General features: G+C 68.3%; 22 protein-coding genes. 5 read left to right on the forward strand and 17 right to left on the reverse strand.

Going from position 1 to position 18,591, the window contains the following annotated elements:
* Positions 1–36: 36 nt before the first annotated feature.
* Entirely contained in the window at positions 37–660 is a 624-nt protein-coding gene (locus ACIBTM_RS02130) for a hypothetical protein (RefSeq protein ID WP_395874683.1), read from the reverse strand.
* An 87-nt stretch (positions 661–747) separates the two neighbouring features.
* Positions 748–1,299: a hypothetical protein gene (locus ACIBTM_RS02135; RefSeq protein ID WP_395874685.1), complete on the reverse strand. Its 552-nt coding sequence runs from the start codon at positions 1,297–1,299 to the stop codon at positions 748–750.
* A 226-nt stretch (positions 1,300–1,525) separates the two neighbouring features.
* Here ACIBTM_RS02135 and ACIBTM_RS02140 point away from each other — a divergent pair, with 226 nt between their 5' ends.
* The 4 genes from ACIBTM_RS02140 to ACIBTM_RS02155 all read left to right on the forward strand — a co-directional run bounded on the left by ACIBTM_RS02140 (position 1,526) and on the right by ACIBTM_RS02155 (position 4,448).
* The gene (locus tag ACIBTM_RS02140) at positions 1,526–2,152 is read left to right on the forward strand and encodes a LysE family translocator (protein ID WP_395874687.1); all 627 of its coding nucleotides are present in this window, start codon (positions 1,526–1,528) and stop codon (positions 2,150–2,152) included.
* Positions 2,149–2,772 carry a LysE family translocator gene (locus ACIBTM_RS02145; protein ID WP_073848271.1) on the forward strand — a complete coding sequence of 208 codons (624 nt, stop codon included), beginning with the start codon at positions 2,149–2,151 and terminating at the stop codon, positions 2,770–2,772. The genes ACIBTM_RS02140 and ACIBTM_RS02145 overlap by 4 nt, the downstream gene beginning before the upstream one ends.
* Before the next feature lie 62 nt (positions 2,773–2,834).
* Complete coding sequence (locus ACIBTM_RS02150; RefSeq protein ID WP_395874689.1) at positions 2,835–3,497, forward strand: hypothetical protein; 663 nt, start codon at positions 2,835–2,837, stop codon at positions 3,495–3,497.
* Between the two features lie 78 nt (positions 3,498–3,575).
* A complete protein-coding gene (locus ACIBTM_RS02155) occupies positions 3,576–4,448 on the forward strand; it encodes a trypsin-like serine protease (RefSeq protein WP_395874691.1) in 873 nt (290 codons plus the stop codon).
* 64 nt (positions 4,449–4,512) lie between these two features.
* Here the strand turns inward: ACIBTM_RS02155 and murA are convergent, their stop codons facing one another.
* Entirely contained in the window at positions 4,513–5,787 is a 1,275-nt protein-coding gene (gene murA / locus ACIBTM_RS02160) for a UDP-N-acetylglucosamine 1-carboxyvinyltransferase (RefSeq protein WP_395874693.1), read from the reverse strand.
* 61 nt (positions 5,788–5,848) lie between these two features.
* Here murA and ACIBTM_RS02165 point away from each other — a divergent pair, with 61 nt between their 5' ends.
* Positions 5,849–6,421: a cob(I)yrinic acid a,c-diamide adenosyltransferase gene (locus tag ACIBTM_RS02165; protein WP_395874696.1), complete on the forward strand. Its 573-nt coding sequence runs from the start codon at positions 5,849–5,851 to the stop codon at positions 6,419–6,421.
* A 61-nt stretch (positions 6,422–6,482) separates the two neighbouring features.
* Here the strand turns inward: ACIBTM_RS02165 and ACIBTM_RS02170 are convergent, their stop codons facing one another.
* From ACIBTM_RS02170 to ACIBTM_RS02235, 14 genes are all read right to left on the reverse strand, one after another.
* The gene (locus tag ACIBTM_RS02170) at positions 6,483–6,635 is read right to left on the reverse strand and encodes a hypothetical protein (RefSeq protein ID WP_378416656.1); all 153 of its coding nucleotides are present in this window, start codon (positions 6,633–6,635) and stop codon (positions 6,483–6,485) included.
* Between the two features lie 89 nt (positions 6,636–6,724).
* Positions 6,725–7,960, reverse strand: coding sequence for a 3-phosphoshikimate 1-carboxyvinyltransferase (gene aroA / locus ACIBTM_RS02175; protein WP_395874698.1), 1,236 nt, complete (start codon positions 7,958–7,960; stop codon positions 6,725–6,727).
* A gap of 104 nt (positions 7,961–8,064) precedes the next feature.
* Positions 8,065–8,499: a DUF2550 domain-containing protein gene (locus tag ACIBTM_RS02180; protein WP_395874700.1), complete on the reverse strand. Its 435-nt coding sequence runs from the start codon at positions 8,497–8,499 to the stop codon at positions 8,065–8,067.
* A 25-nt stretch (positions 8,500–8,524) separates the two neighbouring features.
* Positions 8,525–8,890, reverse strand: a complete 366-nt coding sequence (locus ACIBTM_RS02185; protein WP_044852809.1) for a F0F1 ATP synthase subunit epsilon — start codon at positions 8,888–8,890, stop codon at positions 8,525–8,527.
* Between the two features lie 114 nt (positions 8,891–9,004).
* Complete coding sequence (gene atpD / locus ACIBTM_RS02190; RefSeq protein WP_007028325.1) at positions 9,005–10,429, reverse strand: F0F1 ATP synthase subunit beta; 1,425 nt, start codon at positions 10,427–10,429, stop codon at positions 9,005–9,007.
* Positions 10,429–11,364 (reverse strand): F0F1 ATP synthase subunit gamma, encoded by a 936-nt coding sequence (locus ACIBTM_RS02195; RefSeq protein WP_395874702.1) that lies wholly within the window; start codon positions 11,362–11,364, stop codon positions 10,429–10,431. The genes atpD and ACIBTM_RS02195 overlap by 1 nt, the downstream gene beginning before the upstream one ends.
* Positions 11,365–11,375: 11 nt before the next feature.
* Positions 11,376–13,013, reverse strand: a complete 1,638-nt coding sequence (gene atpA / locus ACIBTM_RS02200) for a F0F1 ATP synthase subunit alpha (RefSeq protein ID WP_125689676.1) — start codon at positions 13,011–13,013, stop codon at positions 11,376–11,378.
* Positions 13,014–13,066: 53 nt separating this feature from the next.
* Positions 13,067–13,888: a F0F1 ATP synthase subunit delta gene (locus ACIBTM_RS02205; RefSeq protein ID WP_340683751.1), complete on the reverse strand. Its 822-nt coding sequence runs from the start codon at positions 13,886–13,888 to the stop codon at positions 13,067–13,069.
* A 6-nt stretch (positions 13,889–13,894) separates the two neighbouring features.
* Positions 13,895–14,452 carry a F0F1 ATP synthase subunit B gene (locus tag ACIBTM_RS02210; protein ID WP_395874705.1) on the reverse strand — a complete coding sequence of 186 codons (558 nt, stop codon included), beginning with the start codon at positions 14,450–14,452 and terminating at the stop codon, positions 13,895–13,897.
* A gap of 33 nt (positions 14,453–14,485) precedes the next feature.
* The gene (locus tag ACIBTM_RS02215) at positions 14,486–14,740 is read right to left on the reverse strand and encodes an ATP F0F1 synthase subunit C (protein WP_125792172.1); all 255 of its coding nucleotides are present in this window, start codon (positions 14,738–14,740) and stop codon (positions 14,486–14,488) included.
* Positions 14,741–14,801: 61 nt separating this feature from the next.
* On the reverse strand, positions 14,802–15,599 hold the full coding sequence (gene atpB / locus ACIBTM_RS02220; protein WP_007028331.1) for a F0F1 ATP synthase subunit A: 798 nt from the start codon (positions 15,597–15,599) through the stop codon (positions 14,802–14,804).
* A gap of 379 nt (positions 15,600–15,978) precedes the next feature.
* Positions 15,979–16,434 carry a hypothetical protein gene (locus ACIBTM_RS02225; protein WP_395874707.1) on the reverse strand — a complete coding sequence of 152 codons (456 nt, stop codon included), beginning with the start codon at positions 16,432–16,434 and terminating at the stop codon, positions 15,979–15,981.
* A 57-nt stretch (positions 16,435–16,491) separates the two neighbouring features.
* Entirely contained in the window at positions 16,492–17,643 is a 1,152-nt protein-coding gene (locus tag ACIBTM_RS02230; protein ID WP_395874709.1) for a glycosyltransferase family 4 protein, read from the reverse strand.
* 88 nt (positions 17,644–17,731) lie between these two features.
* A complete protein-coding gene (locus ACIBTM_RS02235; RefSeq protein ID WP_395874711.1) occupies positions 17,732–18,382 on the reverse strand; it encodes an L-threonylcarbamoyladenylate synthase in 651 nt (216 codons plus the stop codon).
* Positions 18,383–18,591 lie beyond the last annotated feature (209 nt).

Genomic DNA, 18,591 nt, shown 5'->3' on the forward strand with positions numbered 1-18,591 from the left:
GGCCCCGGTGAACGTCACGGGACCCGAGCACCGGGATCAGACGACTTCGAGCCCGATCCGGAACCCGTCCGGGTCGAAGGCGTTGGCGTCCAGGGCGAAATCACTCTGGCCCCCGCCCTGGCTCGCCCAGCGGGTGAAGGTGGGCACGCCCTCCGGCTCGCCTCGGTCGACGGCCAGGATGGACAGGCGCAGGTCGTTGATCTGGACGCCTGGCGGCAGCGGGCGAGTCTCCAGGAACAGCCGGTACTGATCCGGGTCGAAGGAGTTGCTGTCGGTGATCAGGTCGGTCGTGCCACCGCCCTGGCTCGCCCAAGGGGTGTAGGCGACGGGGCCGAGTTCCCTGCCGCCGTCGCGAGCCTGCCCGCCGATCCGGAAGTCGATCTGGTTGAGCTGGCCACCACCGAACGCGGGATTGAGATCGATCCTGGCGCCGTCCGGGTCGAAGTTGTTGCTGTCCCCGGCCCATTGCGACACGCTGGTGCCGAAGTTGGCGAACCCGGTGAACTGCTCGACCCCGAATCCGCCCCGGCCGCCGTTGTCGGCCAGCTGGATGCCGATCCTGAAGTTGGGTGGCGCCGCCTCCGCCATCGCCGGGGAAACGGTGACGGAAAGCCCACCCGCGGCCAGCAGGGCGAGGGTGCTGCTCCAAAGCTTGCGCATTTCTCTCTCTCCTGTCGGGAATGCGTGCCAACGCGGAGAGATTCACATCCGGCACCACCGGGAAATGTTGTGAAGGTGTTGTGGCCGCTAAGGATTCCGGTTTCGCGCCTCTTCGACGGCCTTCGCCAGCTTCTCTCGCACCTTCGCGACGTCGCTGACACCCACCAGGATGACCGGCGGCTTCCGGTCCTTCCCGGTGCCGGCGCCGAAGTTCGCCGACGCCCACGCCAGTACTCCGAGCCTGCCGAAGGTGATCGTCCCGGTCTTGCCCGGCCCCGGGGTGACGACGGGATCCGCCAATCCGGCCAGCGCCGCGGACTCCTCCTTGCGGCGGACGAGCGAACTGGTCGCGATGACCCGGCCGTCCGTCACGGCATACGTCGTCGAGGCGAGCCTGAGGTAGCGGATCAGCGGCCGGCCGGCGAGATGGAGAACGCCCGCGACGGTGAGCAGGACCCACGCGGCCATGTGGAACGCCGTGTCGTGGTTGCCCACGAAGAATACCGTGACGGCGCCGAGCCAGAGCAGGCCGACAGGGACGTTGAAGTAGTCGCCGGGATTGAAGAGAGGCCTGCGCACCGGCTGCCCGGCCCAGATGACCCGTTCGCCTGGAAGGAGGTCGATCTGCCCCTCATGCATGCCACGGCACACTACCCGTCCGGAGGGCGGGCGACAGTGTCCGTTCGTCGGTTGCTCGGCTGGCCGACACGTGTGTCGTCCATCCAGTCACGCGTGTCGTCCGTCTGATCACACGCGCCGTCCCCTGAGACACGCATAACCGCCGAAGCGATACGGCGCCTCGCGACCGGGACTGTGACCGAAATCCGCGAGACTCGCCCGCGCCCGGCGTCTAGCGTGGGTGACCGTGACGTGGAGTTCGTACAGCAGCTATCTGGTCATCGTCGTCCTGATCGTCCTCGCGCCGGGGCCGGACACGATGGTGATGCTCAAGAACTCGCTGTCCGGCGGCACCCGCGGCGGGTTCCTCGCCACGGCCGGGATCTTCGTCGCCAACACTGTCCAGGGCACCGCCGCCGCGCTCGGTCTCGGTGTCGTGATCGCGCAGTCGCAGCCGGTGTTCGTGACACTCAAATGGGTCGGCGCCGCCTACCTCGTCTTCCTCGGTTTCCAGGCGTTGCGCGGCGCGTGGCGGGGCGACTACTCCGGTGTCACGGCGGTGAAGCAGCAACGGTCGAGCGGGTTCCGCCGCTTCCGCGAGGGCTTCCTCTCCAACATCACCAACCCGAAGGTGCTCGTGCTGTATCTGTCGGTGCTGCCGCAGTTCCTCGACCCGGTGACGACGTCGGCCTGGGACGCGCTGCTGCTCGCGTACACGGTCGCCGTGCTCGGCGCGATCTGGCTGCTGACGCTGCTGTTCTTCGTGCACCGCGTGCGGACCTGGCTGGAACGCCGCAAGGTGCGCCGCGCACTCGACGGCGTCACCGGCACCGCACTGGTCGGCTTCGGCGCGGCTTTGGTGCTCGAGTCATGACCTGGGGTGTCTACAGCGGTTTCGCGCTGATGATGCTGGCGCTCGCGCTCGTCCCCGGCCCGGACAACATGGTGGTGCTGAAGAACGCGCTGTCCGGCGGTGTCCGCGGCGGAGGTTGGGCCTGCTTCGGCGTCGGCGCCGCGAATCTCGCGCAGGCGACCGCGGCCGCGCTCGGTCTCGGCGCGGTCATCATGAACTCGCGGCCGGTGTTCGAGGCCGTGAAATGGGCGGGCGCGGCGTACCTCTGCTACCTCGGCGTGCGGGCCTTGATCGGCGCCTTCCGCGGCGACTACGACGGGCTCGCCGAGACCGCCGCCGCCCGGCGGAGCGGATTCCGCCGCTGGCGCGAGGGCTTCCTCTCCAACGTCACCAACCCGAAGGTCCTCGTGCTGTACCTGTCGGTGCTGCCGCAGTTCCTGACCCCTGGCGTCACCGGCACCGGTGACGCGCTGCTGCTGGCGTACACGATCGCCGCGGCGGGCACCGTCGCCCAGCTACTGCTGCTGTTCTTCGTGCACCGCGTGCGGACCTGGCTGGAACGCCGCAAGGTCCGGCGGGCACTCGACGGCGTCACCGGCACCGCGCTGGTCGGCTTCGGCGCCGCACTCGTGCTGGAGTAACCCCTTCGGTCGTTTACGCGATACTCCGGATGTCGCAATGGCGCGACCTCAAGGAGGCTTCGATGAACAAGAAGACCTACGGCGTTCTCGCCGGAGCCGCCTTCTCCCTCATCCTCCTCGGTGCCGGCCCCGCCGACGCCGGCGAGCGTGGCAACTCGGGCGCCCCGCCCGGACACGCGCAGGACACCACCAAACCGCAGCCACCGTCCAAAGCGGACTTCTCCGGGCACGGCGCGAACAAGCACGGGCCGTACGACTCCACCCGGGACGGTTCGCCGTCGGCCAACGGCAACGGCGGTGGCGAAGCGGCCGGGAAGCCCTGCGCCGGATGCGTCGGCAAGGCCGACAACAAGAACCCGCCCGGGCAGCTCCCCGGAGGCTCCGACGCGAACGCGGGCTACGAATGCGACCGCAACCACGGCGTCGGGCGCGGTAACCCCGCGCACACCGCCTGCGTGCCGGACCGGACGCCGCCCGCCACGAAACCGCCGGTCGAGACTCCCCCGCCCGGGGGACCACACGCCGAGGCCGTCCCGCCCGCGGTCGTGCCGGTGGCGGCCGTCTCCGCGGCCCCCGTGCCCCGCGCCGACGTCGCGGTCGCGAGTTCGCCCTCGCTGGCCAAGACCGGTTTCGATCTCGAACCCGTGTTGCTGGCCGGGCTGGGCTCGCTGGCCGCGGGCGGTGCGGCGGTTTTCGCGGGCACCCGGCGGCGCAGGGGCGCATGACTACTTTCGGCGGGTGACTTTCCGGCGTCCACCACGTTGAATCCCGTCTCCAGAAGCATCTAGCCGAGGAGGCCGTTCGTGAGGTTCACCCCCGCCGCCGCCGTCACGGCGATGGCCGCCGCCCTGCTGCTGGGCGGCGCCACCGCCGCGACCGCGATCAACTCCTACAACGCCACCCCGGCGCCCGAGCGCACCGAGGTCGGCGCGCTCGTCGCCACCTGGGACAACGACGGCAACCCCGCCACGCCGGACCGGGTCGACTGGGTGTGCTCCGGCACCATGGTGGACGCCGACACCTTCCTCACCGCCGCGCACTGCACCACCGGCTGGCCCGCCAACGTGCGGTTCTTCGTCTCGCTCGACCAGGACGTGCAAGCGGGTCTCGACGCGGCCGCGAAGAAGTACCCCGGCGACCCGGCGGCGATCGCCAAGGCCGTCGCCGTCGAAGGGGTCGCGCACAGCGAGCCCGGCTACCCCGGCAACTCCGCCGACTCGCACGACATCGCCGTCGTCCAGCTGCCCGCGAAGCAGGTCGCCGCACGCTGGACCTTCACCCCCGCGAAGCTGCCCAGCGCCGGTCAGCTCGACAAGCTCGCCCCGCAGGGGCTGAACTCGACGCCGTTCGTGGTCGCGGGCTACGGCACGCAGGAAGCCGTGAACGGGCCGGGCGGCCACACGCATCCCGGCGGCGGCGTCCGGATGAAGGCGCCCGTCACCTTCGACGCGCTCAACAAGACCTGGGTGCGGCTCGCGATGACGGCGCCCCAGGGCAACGGCGGCGCCTGCTACGGCGACTCCGGCGGGCCGAACTTCGCCACCATCGGCGGCCAGCGTGTCCTCGTGTCGACGACCATCACCGGTGACGGACCCTGCTACGCCACCAATGTCACCTACCGGCTGGACGCGCCGACGGCGCGTGACTTCCTCGCGCCGTTCGTCGCCCTGCCCTGATCGCGCGTGAAGGCCCCCTTCACTCGGCTCAGCCGAGGGAAGGGGGCCTTCACGCGCAATTCCGTCAAGCCCGGTCGGGTTCCCCCGCGACGCGTTCGATCCGGGCGCCGAGCCGGTTCAGGTTCTCCACGAAATGCGGGTAACCACGGTCGATGTGGAAGACGTCCCAGACCTCGGTGACGCCGTCCGCGCACAGCCCGGCCAGCACCAGCCCGGCGCCGGCGCGGATGTCCGCGGCCCACACCGGAGCGCTCGAAAGCTTCTCCACGCCGCGGACGACGGCGTGGTGCCCGTCGGTGCGCGCGTCGCCGGAGAGCCGCATCATCTCCTCGATGAACCGGAAGCGGGCCTCGTAGATGTTCTCAGTGATCATCGAGGTGCCCTCGGAGACCGCGGAGAGCGCCACCGCGAACGGCTGCAGGTCGGTCGCGAAACCGGGGTACGGCAGCGTCACCCAGTCGACGGCCTTCGGGCGCTCGTTCTGGACGATGCGGAAGCCCTTGTCGTCGAACGTCTCGACCTCGGCACCCGCCAGGCGGAGCTTGTCGAGGACCAGGTCGAGGTAGTGCGGGTTGACGCCGCGGACGGTCAGGTCGCCCCGCGTCATCGCGGCGGCGAACGCCCAGGTCGCGCCGACGATCCGGTCGCCGATCACGCGGTGTTCGGTCGGGTGCAGCTTCTCGACGCCCTCGACGGTGAGGGTCGAGGTTCCCGCGCCTTCGACCTTCGCGCCCATCTCGGTCAGCATCGTGCAGATGTCGACGATCTCGGGCTCGCGGGCGGCGTTGTCGATGACCGTGGTGCCCTCGGCGAGCACGGCGGCCATCAGGATGTTCTCGGTGGCGCCGACGCTCGGGAAGTCCAGCCAGATCTGCGCGCCGCGCAACCCGTCGGCCTTCGCCACGACGCAGCCGTGCTCGATGGTGCTGGTGGCGCCCAGTTTGCGCAGGCCGTTCTGGTGCATGTCCAGCGGCCGCGAACCGATGGCGTCACCGCCGGGCAGCGCCACGACGGCCTGCTTGAGCCGTCCGACCAGCGGTCCCAGCACGCACACCGACGCGCGCAGCTTGCCCATCGCGGCCGAATCGGCCCGGTGCGACAGCTCGGCCGGGGTGGTGATCTTGGCGGTGTCGCCGTCGATGACGACGTCGCAGCCGACGCTGCGCAGAACGTCGCCCATCAGGGGGACGTCCAGGATCTGGGGGCAGTTCGTGATGGTCGTCGTACCCTCGGCCAGCAGGGCCGCGGCCATCAATTTCAGGACGCTGTTCTTGGCCCCGACCACGTCGACCTCGCCGACCAGCCGTGCTCCGCCGTGCACGTCGAAGTGCTCGCTCATGGGCGCCAATCATGCCCTCTCGCCCGGATTTGCCTTACGCCGGGCCGGTAGAGTCGGCTTCATGGTCGTTCGCATCAACCGCGTGTACACGAAGGTCGGCGACAACGGCACCACGGCGCTCGGCGACGGCTCCCGCGTGCCGAAGACCTCGCCCCGGCTGGGCGCGTACGCCGACGTCGACGAAGCCAACTCCGTCATCGGGCTCGCACTCGCGATGGGCGGTCTCCCCGAGGAGATCACGCAGGTCCTGCGTGCGGTGCAGAACGATCTCTTCGACGTCGGCGCGGATCTGTGCGCGCCGATCGTGGAGAACCCGCCGTACGAGCCGCTGCGTATCACCGAGCGGTACATCGAGCGGCTGGAAGGCTGGTGCGACGAGTTCAACGAGCACGTGCCGAAGCTGACGTCGTTCATCCTGCCCGGTGGCACTCCGGGGGCGGCGTTCCTGCACCAGGCCCGCACGGTCGCGCGGCGGGCCGAGCGGTCCGGCTGGGCGCTGTTCGAGGCCGAGCAGGCCACGACGAACCAGCTGGCGATCAAATACCTGAACCGGCTCTCGGATCTGCTGTTCATCCTGTCGCGGCTGGCGAACCCGGACGGCGACATCCTGTGGCAGCCCGGCGGGGCGAGCTGACGACGAATCCGGCACCTGCCCGCGAACGCGAACAGGTGCCGGATCTGTGACGGGGTAGGGCTCAGCCCTGTTCTCGTGCTGCCCAATAGCGCTCGAGGTCGACGTCGGGCGTGCCGTCCTTGCCCGGGTCGATCGCCTTCATCGTGATCGTGTCCTCCAGGGACACGGCCTCGGGAAGGTGGCTCCAGCGGTTCGTGTCCTCGCTCTGAGTCATGGAGCGAGAATAGACGTGGATCACGTCCGAAGCCCGGTAGAAATGCCGCTTCGTGATGATCCCATGTTTCCTTTGACGCATTCAGAGGACTAAATGCCCCAGGAAGTCCGGAGCGAAGCGAGAGCTTCGTGGAAGCCTGGGAAGGTCTTCTTCACGCAACCGGGGTCGTCCAGCGTGATCCCCGGTGTCCGCAACCCCGTGACACTGAACGCCATCGCGATCCGATGGTCGCGGCGGCACTTCACGAGCGCCCCCGCCGGCGTGCCCGGCCGGATCTCGATCCAGTCGCGCCCGGTCTCCACCGAAACACCCATCGCGCGCAGGTTCTCTTCGCACGCCGCCAGCCGGTCGCATTCCTTGATGCGCGTGTTGTAGACGTCCTCGATCCGCACCGGCCCGTCCGCGAACGGCGCGATGGCCGCGAGCGTCGGCACGGTGTCGGAGATGTCGCGCATGTTCACGGTGACACCGCGCAGGCCGCCCGTGCCGGTCACGGTCACGGCGTCCGGACCGACCTCGACGTCCGCACCCATCTGCCGCAAAACCTCGACGAAGGCCAGGTCCCCTTGCAGAGCGCCCTGGCCGAGCCCCGGCACGGTCACCGAGCGACCGGTCAAAGCCGCCGCCGCGAAGAAGTAGCTGGACGTCGAAGCGTCGGGCTCGATCTCGTAGCGGCAGGCCTGATACGGCGTGGGCGGCACGACGAACGTGTCGCCGTCGCGGACGACCTCGACGCCGAAGCGCCGCATCATCGCGATGGTGATCTCGACGTAGGGCACCGAAACGAGGTCCGTGACGGTGATCCGCAGGCCCTCGGCGGTCAAGGGCCCGACCAGCAGCAACGCGGTCAGGAACTGTGAGGACAGCCCCGCGTCCAGCGTCAGTTCGCCGCCCTTGATCCCGGAGGCCCGCACCACCAGCGGATGGTGGCCCGGCGCGCCTTCGAAGGTCAGGTCGACGCCCAGCTCCAGCAACGCGTCGGTGAGCGGCCCCAGCGGCCGGGCGCGCATCTGCTCGGAAGCGTCGAACCGGAAGGTGCCGTGCCCGGCGGCGGCCAGTGCGGGCAGGAAGCGGGCGGTGGTGGCGCCGTCACGGCAGAAGACGTCGGCGCTGTCGACCGCGGGGCCCTCGGGCCTGCCCTCGATCGTCCACTCGCCGGGAGCGCGGGAGACCTGATAGCCGAGTTCGAGGAGGCCCTCGGCGAAGCCCTCGGAGTCGTCCGAACGCAGCGGCCTGCTCAGCACGGTCGTCCCGTGGGCGGCGGCCGCGAGGAACAGGCCTCGGGCGGTGATCGACTTCGAACCGGGGATGTCGACGATGGTCACGGCGTGAGCATACGGCGTGCCCGAAGGGCGAACTCGCGTGATCAGAGGCGCGACACGCGTGATTGGAGGCGGGACACGCGTGATCAGACGGACGACACGCGTGATCAGGAAGCGCGCGGCAGGCGGCGGCCCGGTGGGGCCGACTCCAGCCAGGAGAGGAAGCCGGTGAGGGCACCGGGCCCCATCGCGATCTCGATCGCCTCCTGCGTGGCGGACTCACACCGCAGGACGATCGAACCGTCGGGGACGGCGTACGCCTCCGTGCCGGAAGGGTCCCGCCGGTCCGCGATCTCCATGCTTTCGCGCTCGAACACGCGATCCGGGCCCGTCCGCAGGCTCCACACGCGGAACCAGACGAACTTCTCGCCCTCGTAGCGGCCCAGCCCCAGATGCCAGCTGGACCGCGCCTCGTCCGGACGCCACCGCAGGGCGACGCTCACGCCGCCACCGCGGCGCATCCGGACCCACCGCAACGAATACCAGGCCGCGAGAACGGCCAGGATGGTCAGGGCCCCGAGAACACCCACGGCGATTTCCACGGCCCGGCCCCTGCCTCTCGCCCGGTCAGACTGACTGACCGGCCGCGCGAAGCTGGGCGGTCGCCCTAGCCCGCTCTTGCTCGTCTTCGCCGCTCAGCGCCTTCTTGGCCGCATCGACGTCGATCTCGTCCGAAAGCTCGGCGCTCTCGGCGAGGATGCTCACGCCGGTCGCGGTGACCGACAGGAAACCGCCGTGCACCGCGGCGGTCACGGTCTCGCCGTCCGTCGTCGTCACCTTCACGACACCACCCTCGACGAGCTGGCCCAGAACCGGCTCGTGACCGGCCATGATGCCGATCTCGCCCTCGGTGGTCTGCGCCACCACGAACGTGGCGGTACCGGACCAGAGACGGCGCTCGACGGCTACCAGCTCGACAGAAATCTCAGCCACGTAGCTTCCCTTCACCTCAGGTGCTGGCACCGAGTGTAATAGTCAAAGGTTCCGGTATGCGAACGACGGGACCAGCGTCCACAGTAGACACTGATCCCGCCGCTCATCGGAACATCACTTCTTGGTGATTTCCTTGTACTTCTTCTCGAGGTCTTCGAGGCCACCGATACCCAGGAACGCCTGCTCCGGGTAGTGGTCGAAGTCGCCCTTGGTGATGCGGTCGAAGGACTCGATGGTCTCCGACAGCGGCACGGTCGAGCCCGGGATCTGCGTGAACGCCTCGGCGACCAGCATGTTCTGCGACAGGAACCGCTCGATGCGGCGCGCGCGCTGAACGGTGAGCTTGTCCTCTTCCGAGAGCTCGTCCATACCGAGGATCGCGATGATGTCCTGCAGCTCCTTGTACTTCTGCAGGATCCGGATGACCTCGGAGGCCACGCGGTAGTGGTCCTCACCGACGATGGCCGGGTCGAGAATGGTCGACGTCGACGCCAGCGGGTCCACCGCCGGGAAGATGCCCTTCTGGAACACCGACCGGGAAAGCTCGGTGGTGGCGTCCAGGTGGGCGAACGTCGTCGCCGGGGCCGGGTCGGTGTAGTCGTCCGCGGGGACGTAGATCGCCTGCATCGAGGTGATCGAACGACCACGGGTCGAGGTGATCCGCTCCTGGAGCTGACCCATCTCGTCGGCCAGCGTCGGCTGGTAACCCACGGCCGAAGGCATGCGGCCCAGCAGGGTCGACACCTCGGAACCGGCCTGGGTGAACCGGAAGATGTTGTCGATGAAGAGCAGCACGTCCTGGTTCTGCACATCGCGGAAGTACTCCGCCATGGTCAGCGCGGACAGCGCGACCCGCATACGGGTGCCCGGCGGCTCGTCCATCTGACCGAAGACGAGGGCGGTGTCGTTGATGACGCCGTCCTCGGACATCTCCAGGAAGAGGTCGTTGCCCTCACGGGTGCGCTCGCCGACACCGGCGAACACCGAGGTACCACCGAAGTTCCGGGCGACACGGGTGATCATCTCCTTGATGAGCACCGTCTTGCCGACGCCGGCACCGCCGAACAGGCCGATCTTGCCACCCTGCACGTACGGGGTCAGCAGGTCGACGACCTTGAGGCCGGTCTCCAGCATCTCCGTCTTGCCTTCGAGCTGGTCGAAGGACGGCGGGTTGCGGTGGATGCCCCAGCGCTCGAGGTCGTCGCCGTAGCCGGGCTCGTCCAGGCACTCGCCGAGCGCGTTGTAGACGTGGCCCTTGACCTTGTCGCCGACCGGGACGGTGATGGGGCCGCCGGTGTCGGTGACCTCGGCGCCACGGACGAGGCCGTCCTGCGGCTGGAGCGAGATGGTGCGGACGAGGTTGTCGCCGAGGTGGCTGGCGACCTCGAGCGTCACCGTCTTGCGCAGCTGCTCGAACTCGATTTCGACCTTGAGCGCGTTGAACTGGTCGGGAACGGAACCGCGCGGGAATTCGACGTCGACGACCGGGCCGGTCACCGAGACGATGCGCCCCTTGGCACGGGCTTCAGTACTGGTCATCAGTCATCACTTCCTGCTGCGGTGAGAGCGTTCGCCCCACCGACGATTTCGGAGATCTCCTGGGTGATCTGCGCCTGGCGGGCCTGGTTCGCCTCCCGCGTCAGCGTGTTCACCAGTTCGTTCGCGTTGTCCGACGCCGCCTTCATCGCGGTACGGCGGGCCGCGAGTTCGGACGCCGCCGACTCGAGCATCGCCGCGAAGATCCGCGTGTTGATGTACTTCGGCAGCAACGCGGCGAGCAGCTTCTCGGCGCTGGGCTCGAACTCGTAGCTCGGGAGCAGGCTTTCCGGCTTCTCTTCGCCCTCGACGTACTCGACCTCGAGCGGCGCGACGCGCTTGGCGACCGGACGCTGGGTGAGCATCGAGACGAACTCGGTGTAGACGACGTGGATCTCGTCGACACCCAGGATGCCGTCGGCGTTACCGGCCTCGTCGTCGGCGCCGTTCAGGAACGACTCGACGATGAGCTCACCGGCCTCCGCGGCGTTGACGTAGCCGGGCTGGTCGGAGAAACCCGTCCAGCTTTCGGACACGTCGCGGCCGCGGAACCGGTAGTAGCTCAGGCCCTTGTTGCCGGTCACGTACAGCACCGGCTCCTTGCCCTGCTCACGCAGCAGCGTGAGGAGCTCCTCGGTCGCCTTCAGCACGTTGGAGTTGTATCCACCGCACTGACCCTTGTCGCTGGTGATCACGAGGACCGCCGCGCGCTTCGGGTTGGGGCGCTCGACCAGAAGCGGGTGGTCGAGGTTGGCCGAGGCGCCGGCCAGGGCCGAGAGCACGTTCGTGATCTCGTCCGAGTAGGGCCGGGACGCCGCGACCTTCGCCCGCGCCTTGGTGATGCGCGCGGTGGCGATGAGCTCCATCGCCTTGGTGATCTTGCCGATGGACTTGGTCGCCTTGATACGCGACCGGAGTTCTCGGAGTTGTGCGGCCATGAGCTATCAGCTCACTTCTTCGGGGCGGGCTTGTTGACCTTGACGGTCTCCTGCCCGACCTTCTCGGCGTCCATCGCGTCGGAGACCTCGACGAGGCTCTTGCCCTCGGCGGTGGTGAACTCCTTCTTGAACTCGTTCACCGCGTCGACCAGCCCGGAAGCGGTCTCGTCGGAGAACTTGCCCGACTCGCGGATGTCCTTGAGGAGCTCGCCGTTCTTGCGGCGCGCGGACTCGATGAACTCGTGGTTGAAGCGGCGCACGTCCTCGGTCGGGACCGAGTCGTAGTGCCCGTTGGTGCCGAGGTACACCGTGACGACCTGCTCCTCGACCGGGATCGGGGAGTACTGCGGCTGCTTGAGCACCTCGTACAGGCGGGCACCACGCTCGAGCTGCGCCTTCGACGCGTCGTCGAGGTCCGAGGCGAAGGCCGCGAAGGCCTCCAGCTCGCGGTACTGCGACAGGTCGATACGGAGCGAACCCGAAACCGACTTCATCGCCTTGACCTGCGCGGCACCACCCACGCGGGAAACCGAGATACCCACGTCGATGGCCGGGCGCTGACCGGCGTTGAACAGGTCCGACTGGAAGAAGCACTGACCGTCGGTGATCGAGATGACGTTGGTCGGGATGTAGGCCGACACGTCGTTCGCCTTGGTCTCGATGATCGGGAGACCGGTCAGCGAGCCCGCGCCCAGCTCGTCCGAGAGCTTCGCGCAACGCTCGAGGAGGCGGGAGTGCAAGTAGAAGACGTCGCCGGGGAAGGCTTCACGGCCCGGCGGGCGACGCAGCAGCAGCGAGATCGCGCGGTAGGCGTCGGCCTGTTTGGTCAGGTCGTCGAACACGATGAGGACGTGCTTGCCCTCGTACATCCAGTGCTGGCCGATGGCCGAGCCGGTGTACGGCGCGATCCACTTGAAGCCGGCGGAGTCCGAAGCGGGGGCCGCGACGATGGTGGTGTACTCCATCGCGCCGGCGTCCTCAAGGGACTTCTTGACCGCGGCGATCGTGGAGCCCTTCTGGCCGACCGCGACGTAGATGCAGCGAACCTGCTTCTTCGGGTCGCCGGTCTCCCAGTTGGCCTTCTGGTTGATGATCGTGTCCACCGCGACGGCCGTCTTACCGGTCTTGCGGTCACCGATGATCAGCTGGCGCTGGCCACGGCCGATCGGGGTCATCGCGTCGATCGCGGTGATACCGGTCTGCAGCGGCTCGGCCACCGGCTGGCGCTCGACCACCGAAGCGGCCTTGACCTCCAGCGGACGGCGCTCGGTGGTCTCGATCTCGCCGAGGCCGTCGATCGGGGCGCCCAGCGGGTTCACGACGCGGCCGAGGTAGCCCTCGCCGACCGGAACCGAGAGGACCTGACCGGTCCGCTTGACTTCCTGACCTTCGACGACGGTCTCGAAGTCACCGAGGATCGCGGCACCGATGGAGCGCGCGTCCAGGTTCAGCGCCACGCCGAGGACCCCGCCGGGGAATTCGAGCAGCTCGTTGGCCATCGCCGAGGGAAGACCCTCGATGTGGGCGATACCGTCACCGGCGTCGACGACGACGCCAACCTCTTCCCGGCTCACGTCCGGGGCGTAACTCGAGACGTAGTTCTCGATCGCGCTACGGATCTCATCCGAGGAGATCGTCAGCTCCGCCATTTCGTTCCCGCTCTCGCTTCGTTCTTGCCAGTGTGCAAAGTCGTTGTTGTGGGTCAGCCGGCCAACCGGCGACGCAGGGCGTCGATCCGCCCCGCGGTGCTGCCGTCGATGACCTCGTCGCCGACGCGGACGACGAGTCCGCCGCCGAGTGACGGGTCGACCTCGACGTGCAGCGCGAGCTGCCGCCCGTAAAGGGCGTTGAGCTTCTCGCTCAGCCGAGCCTGCTGTTCGTCGGACAGCGCGCTCGCGCTGGTCACCCGGGCGACCGAGCGTTCACGGCGTTCCGCGGCCAGCTGGACCAGCTCCTCGAGGGCGTTGCCGACCCCGCGTCCCTTGGCGCGCAGGACCACCTGCTCGACGAGGGTCTTGGTGACCACGTCCACCTTGTCGGCGAACAAGGTGCGGACCAGGGTCCGCTTCGCCTCGGCGGGAGCGGTCAGGTCGGACAGTGCCCGTTCGAGCTCCGGCTCACCCGCGACGATACGGCTGACCCGGAACAGCTGGTCTTCGACAGCGTCGATGTTCCCGGACTTCTCCGCACTGGTGAGCAGCGCCGAGCGGCCGAGGGCCTCGAGCCCGTCGGTCAGTTCGCGCGGGCTCGACCAGCGGCTGCCCGCCACGGAGTCGAGCACCTGCAGGGCCGGTTCGGAAACCTTGCCCGCGAGGATCCCGCGGGCGAGGCCGATCCGGGCTTCGGACGAGGCCGAACCGTCGGCGACGGCCCGGCGCAGGCCGATCTCCCGGTCCAGCAGGGCGACGACCGAAAGCAGCTCGTCGCCGACCGTCGCCGGGTCCGTACCCGCGGCGGCCAGAACCTCGCCGAGACGCTTCTCGGCGAGGTCGAGCGCTTCACGGCTCGCAGCATGCAGCGTCATTCTGGTCTACTTCCCCGCTCCGTTGGAGGCACCAGCGGTCTCCAGCTCGGCAAGGAACCGGTCCACGGTGCCGTGGCGGCGCGCGTCGTCCGCGAGCGACTCGCCGACGATGCGGCTGGCCAGCTCGACGGAGTTACGGCCGAGTTCGGCGCGCAGTTCGGCGATGATCTGCGCCTTCTGGGCCTGCAGCTGAGCCTGCCCCTGGGCGACGATGCGCTGGGACTCGGACTCCGCCTCGGCCCGCAGCTCCGCCTTGATCTGCTCGGCTTCGAGCCGGGCGTCGTCGCGGATCTTCGCGGCCTCGGAACGGGCTTCCGCCAGCTGCGCCTTGTACTGCGCAAGGTTCTCTTCGGCTTCGGCCTGCGCCTTCTCGGCTCGCTCGATGCCACCCTCGATCAGCTTGGTCCGCTCTTCGTAGGTCGCCTCGAAACGGGGAACGACGTACTTCTTCAGAACGAACAGCAGCAGAAGGAAGGCGACGAAACCGAGGATGAGCTCGGGAATGTGCGGCACGATCGGGTTGGGCGCGTCTCCGGCGGCCAACACCAATTCGGTCTTCAGCACAACGTCTCCTTAAGCGATGAGCGGAACTCAGCCTTAGACGGAGGCGAGGAAGTAGATGACGATACCGATCAGCGCGAGCACCTCGGTCAGCACGAAGGTCGAGAAGGCGATGCTCTGCAGCTTGCCCTGCGCCTCCGGCTGACGGGCGGTGCCGTTGATGACCGCGGCGAAGATGAGACCCACACCGATGCCGGGGCCGATCGCGCCGAGGCCGTAACCGATGGCGGCGAGACCCGGGTTGATGTTGACAGCCTCGGTGGCGGCCTGCGCAAGAACGATGTTGCTCACGTGCGTTTCCCTTCAAACTCGGTCCGCGCGACTCACGCGGATCGGGGGCTTTTGGTGTTTCTCAGTGCTCCGACGCCAGCGCGGCGCCGATGTAGCCTGCGGACAGCAGAGCGAAAATGTATGCCTGCAGGACCTGGATGAATGCCTCCAGGAACGTCATCGCGATGGCGAACAGGAACGCCACCGGCGACGCGGCCTTGACGATGCCTTCACCGTCGGTCAGCAGGAAGCTCCCGCCGAGCGTGAAGACCATGATGATGAGGTGACCGGCGAACATCGCGGCGAAGACTCGGATGGCCAGAGTGGCCGGTGCGATGAAGAACTTCTGCGCGAACTCGATGGTGGAGTACAGCGGCAGAACGAACCCGGGAATACCCGCCGGCGCCAGTTCCTTCTTCAGGTAGCCCTTGAAACCGTGGCGCTTGAACCCGACGTAGTGGTACACCGGGTAAACGACAAGGAACGCGAGAGCGACCGGGAAGCCGATTCGCGCCATGGTCGGGAACTGGAAGAACGGGATGATCCCGAAGATGTTGTTCACCAGCACGAAGCTGAACAGACCCAGGACCAGCGGAATGAACGGCTTGAAGTCGGCAGAGCCGATCTGTTCCCGCGCGATGTTGTTGCGGCCGAAGTTGTAAATCGACTCGGCGATGAACTGTCCCTTACCCGGGACGACCTTCAGCCTGCGCGACGACACCATGAAGTAGGTGACGAGGATGATCAGGGAGATGACCACCAGCAACATCGGCTTGGTGAAGCTCAACCAATAGCCGGAGCCGAACAACGGCGGTAGGTTGAAGTCTTTGACGCCAGGCGGCGTGAACTCCGCACCCTCGGCTAGTACCAGCGCGCCCACTGGGCTCCTTCCGGTTCTCCCGGCCGGCGTTCACTCCGCCGGGGGAATCGTCACGATCTGGACTTAACGTACCCGACACGTATCGGGCCGTCGGAGGCGGCCACCCCACGATGTGCTGAACACGGCTTCACGTTCCGCACACGAGGATTCTCGATGCAGTGCTCCCGGGAGACAGACGCCTACCAGCGGGTAATGAGGGACGATTCAACGCCGCCGCCACACTGCTGTTCGGGGTTCGTCATCAGGAGCCGGCAGCCGAGGCCGCCGCCCATACGCGGACCATATCAGCAGGTTCCGACGGGCCGTACAGGCGTACTACATTGCCCCCGATCGGCCGAGGACCTAGGTCCCGTCCCAGGTCAGGACCTCGGTCCCGCGATCAGCGGGAGGCGGGGATGATCGTCGGGATCTTGGTCTTGCGGAAGGCCGCGAACTCCACCGCGGCGGCCACCAGGATCGCGACGATCATGGTGACACCCAGCGCCATCGGGTGGATCGCGGTCACCCCGCGAAGCAGGCTCAGTGCCGCGAAAAGGACGACGATCTTGAGCACGTAACCACCGAGCGCGATCACCATCACGAACATCGGGTCCATACCCGCGCTGAAGCGCATCAGGCCCAGCGTCGCGAGGGCGGACACGATGGCGAGCACGCCACCGATGACCGAGCCGAGCAGGCCCGGGAGTCCATTGAGGATGGTGAAGACCACGATGCAGATCAGCACCGCGGGCGGAACCAGCTTCAGGGAGGCCTTCATCATCGCGTTGGCCGCCTGCAGAACCACCTTGGCGTGGGGGTTCTCCTCCGCCTCGACGGTCTTTTCGGTCTCGCTCACAGAAAACTCCCTGGTCGTCTCAACCCGCCAGTGTAGGCCCGTGCTTATGCGCGCCGTTCAGGCGGTCCGGTTCCGGGACCGCAGCCTGGGCACGATCGACACCAGCGTCGCCAGCAGGAAGCCGAATCCGACAATCCAGAAAACCGCGACACTGTCGAAGAGCGTCACCGAGACGGCGCCGAACGCGAGCAGACCCGCCCACAAGTAGATGAGCAGCACCGCGCGGCGCTGGGAGTGGCCGATCTCCAGCAGGCGGTGGTGCAGGTGCATCTTGTCCGCGGCGAACGGGCTCTCGCCGCGGCGGGTGCGGCGGATGACCGCCATGATCAGGTCGAGCATCGGCACGAACAGCACCGCGGCGACCACGACGAGCGGCGAGAGCAGCGCGAGCGCGTCCTTCCCGCTGAACTGCGGGTACGGCACGCGGCCCGACGCGGACGTCGTCGCACCGGCCAGCATGAGACCGATCATCATCGAGCCCGAATCGCCCATGAAGATCTTCGCGGGCTGGAAGTTGTACGGCAGGAAGCCGAGACAGGCCCCGGCGAGCGTGGCGGCGATGAGGGCGGGCGGGTACGCGCCGACGTCGCCGCCCGAGGAGTCGAGCAGGCCGAGCGAGAAGGAGCAGGTCGCCGCGGCGGCGATGAAGCCGAGTCCGCCGGCGAGCCCGTCGAGACCGTCGACGAAGTTCATCGCGTTGACCATGACGACCACCAGCACGACGGTCAGCAGCGCGCCCTGGTTCTTGTCCAGCACCAGCACCTGGCCGAAGGAGTCGCCACCGCCGCCCCACGGCACCCAGAACGACACCCACTGCACACCGAAGATCACCAGGATCCCGGCGCACATGACCTGGCCGGCCAGTTTCGTCCAGGCGTCCAGCTCGAACCGGTCGTCGAGCGCGCCGATCAGGGAGATCACGCCCGCGGCGAGCAGGACGCCCAGCGAATCGAAGGAGAAGTCGAAGCCGCGGCTCAGCGCGGGCAGCTGGTGCGCGAGCCCCATCGCGGCGGCGACACCGAGGAAGATGCCGATCCCGCCCATCCGCGGGATCGGGGTGACGTGGACGTCGCGGGCCCGCGGGTTGGCGATCGCGCCGATCCGGATGGCGACCCGGCGCACGACACCGGTGAGCAGGAAGGTCACGGCCGCCGCGGTGAGGGCGACGAGGATGTACTCCCGGATCGGGAGGCCTTGCGTAGGAGGCATGGTGCGTTACGCCGCCGAGGTCCAAGTCACTCGAACACGCTACCGCGTGCGGGGGATACGGCGTCCGACGGTACTGACACCCGGTGAATCAGGCGAGTGACTCCGCGGGCACACCCAGTACTTCCGCGACGGCGGCGCGGCTGACCGCGCCCTCCCGCAGGATGACCGGGTCGTCGCCGGTGAGGTCGACCATCGTGGACGGAACGGGCGCTCCGGTGGAGCCGCCGTCGAGGTACACCGCGACACTGTCGCCGAGCTGGTCGACGGCCTCCTGCGCGGTGGAGGCGGGCGGCTGTCCGGAGACGTTGGCGCTCGAAACCGCCATCGGGCCGACGTCCCGCAGCAGTTCCAGCGCGACCGGGTGCAGCGGCATCCGCAGCATCACCGTTCCGCGTGACTGGCCCAGATCCCACTGCAGGCTCGGCGCGTGCGGCAGGACGATGGAGAGGTCGCCGGGCCAGAACGCCTCGATGAGCGCGCGGGCCTGAGGCGGCGTGCCGAGCACGAGTCCGTCCACAGTGGACCAGGAGCCGACCAGGACACCGACCGGCATGTCCGGGCCGCGGTTCTTGGCCCGCAGGAGGGACTGGACGGCGCCGCCGTCGAAGGCGTCCGCGCCGATGCCGTAGACCGTGTCGGTCGGGAGGACGACGAGGCGGCTGGAGCGCACCGCGCTCGCCGCCGCGGCGAGCCCGTCGGCCCGCGATTCACGCTTGCTGCAGTCGTACACCGCGCTCATGGCCAATGAGCGTAGCCCTGCGTCGTTTCGGGGCTCGCCAAGGTGCCCGTCTCGACCGGGCGTCCGCGTGGACGGCACGTGTGATCAGAGGGACGACACACGTGATCGGCCGGACGTCACGCGTGGCGTCCGAGCAGGCACGTGTGTCGTCCCTCTGATCACGCGAAATCGCCCGACCGTGCGTACCCGAGACCACGGCCGACTCTGGC

It is taken from the genome of Amycolatopsis sp. NPDC049868, assembly GCF_044461365.1.
GTDB lineage: Bacteria > Actinomycetota > Actinomycetes > Mycobacteriales > Pseudonocardiaceae > Amycolatopsis.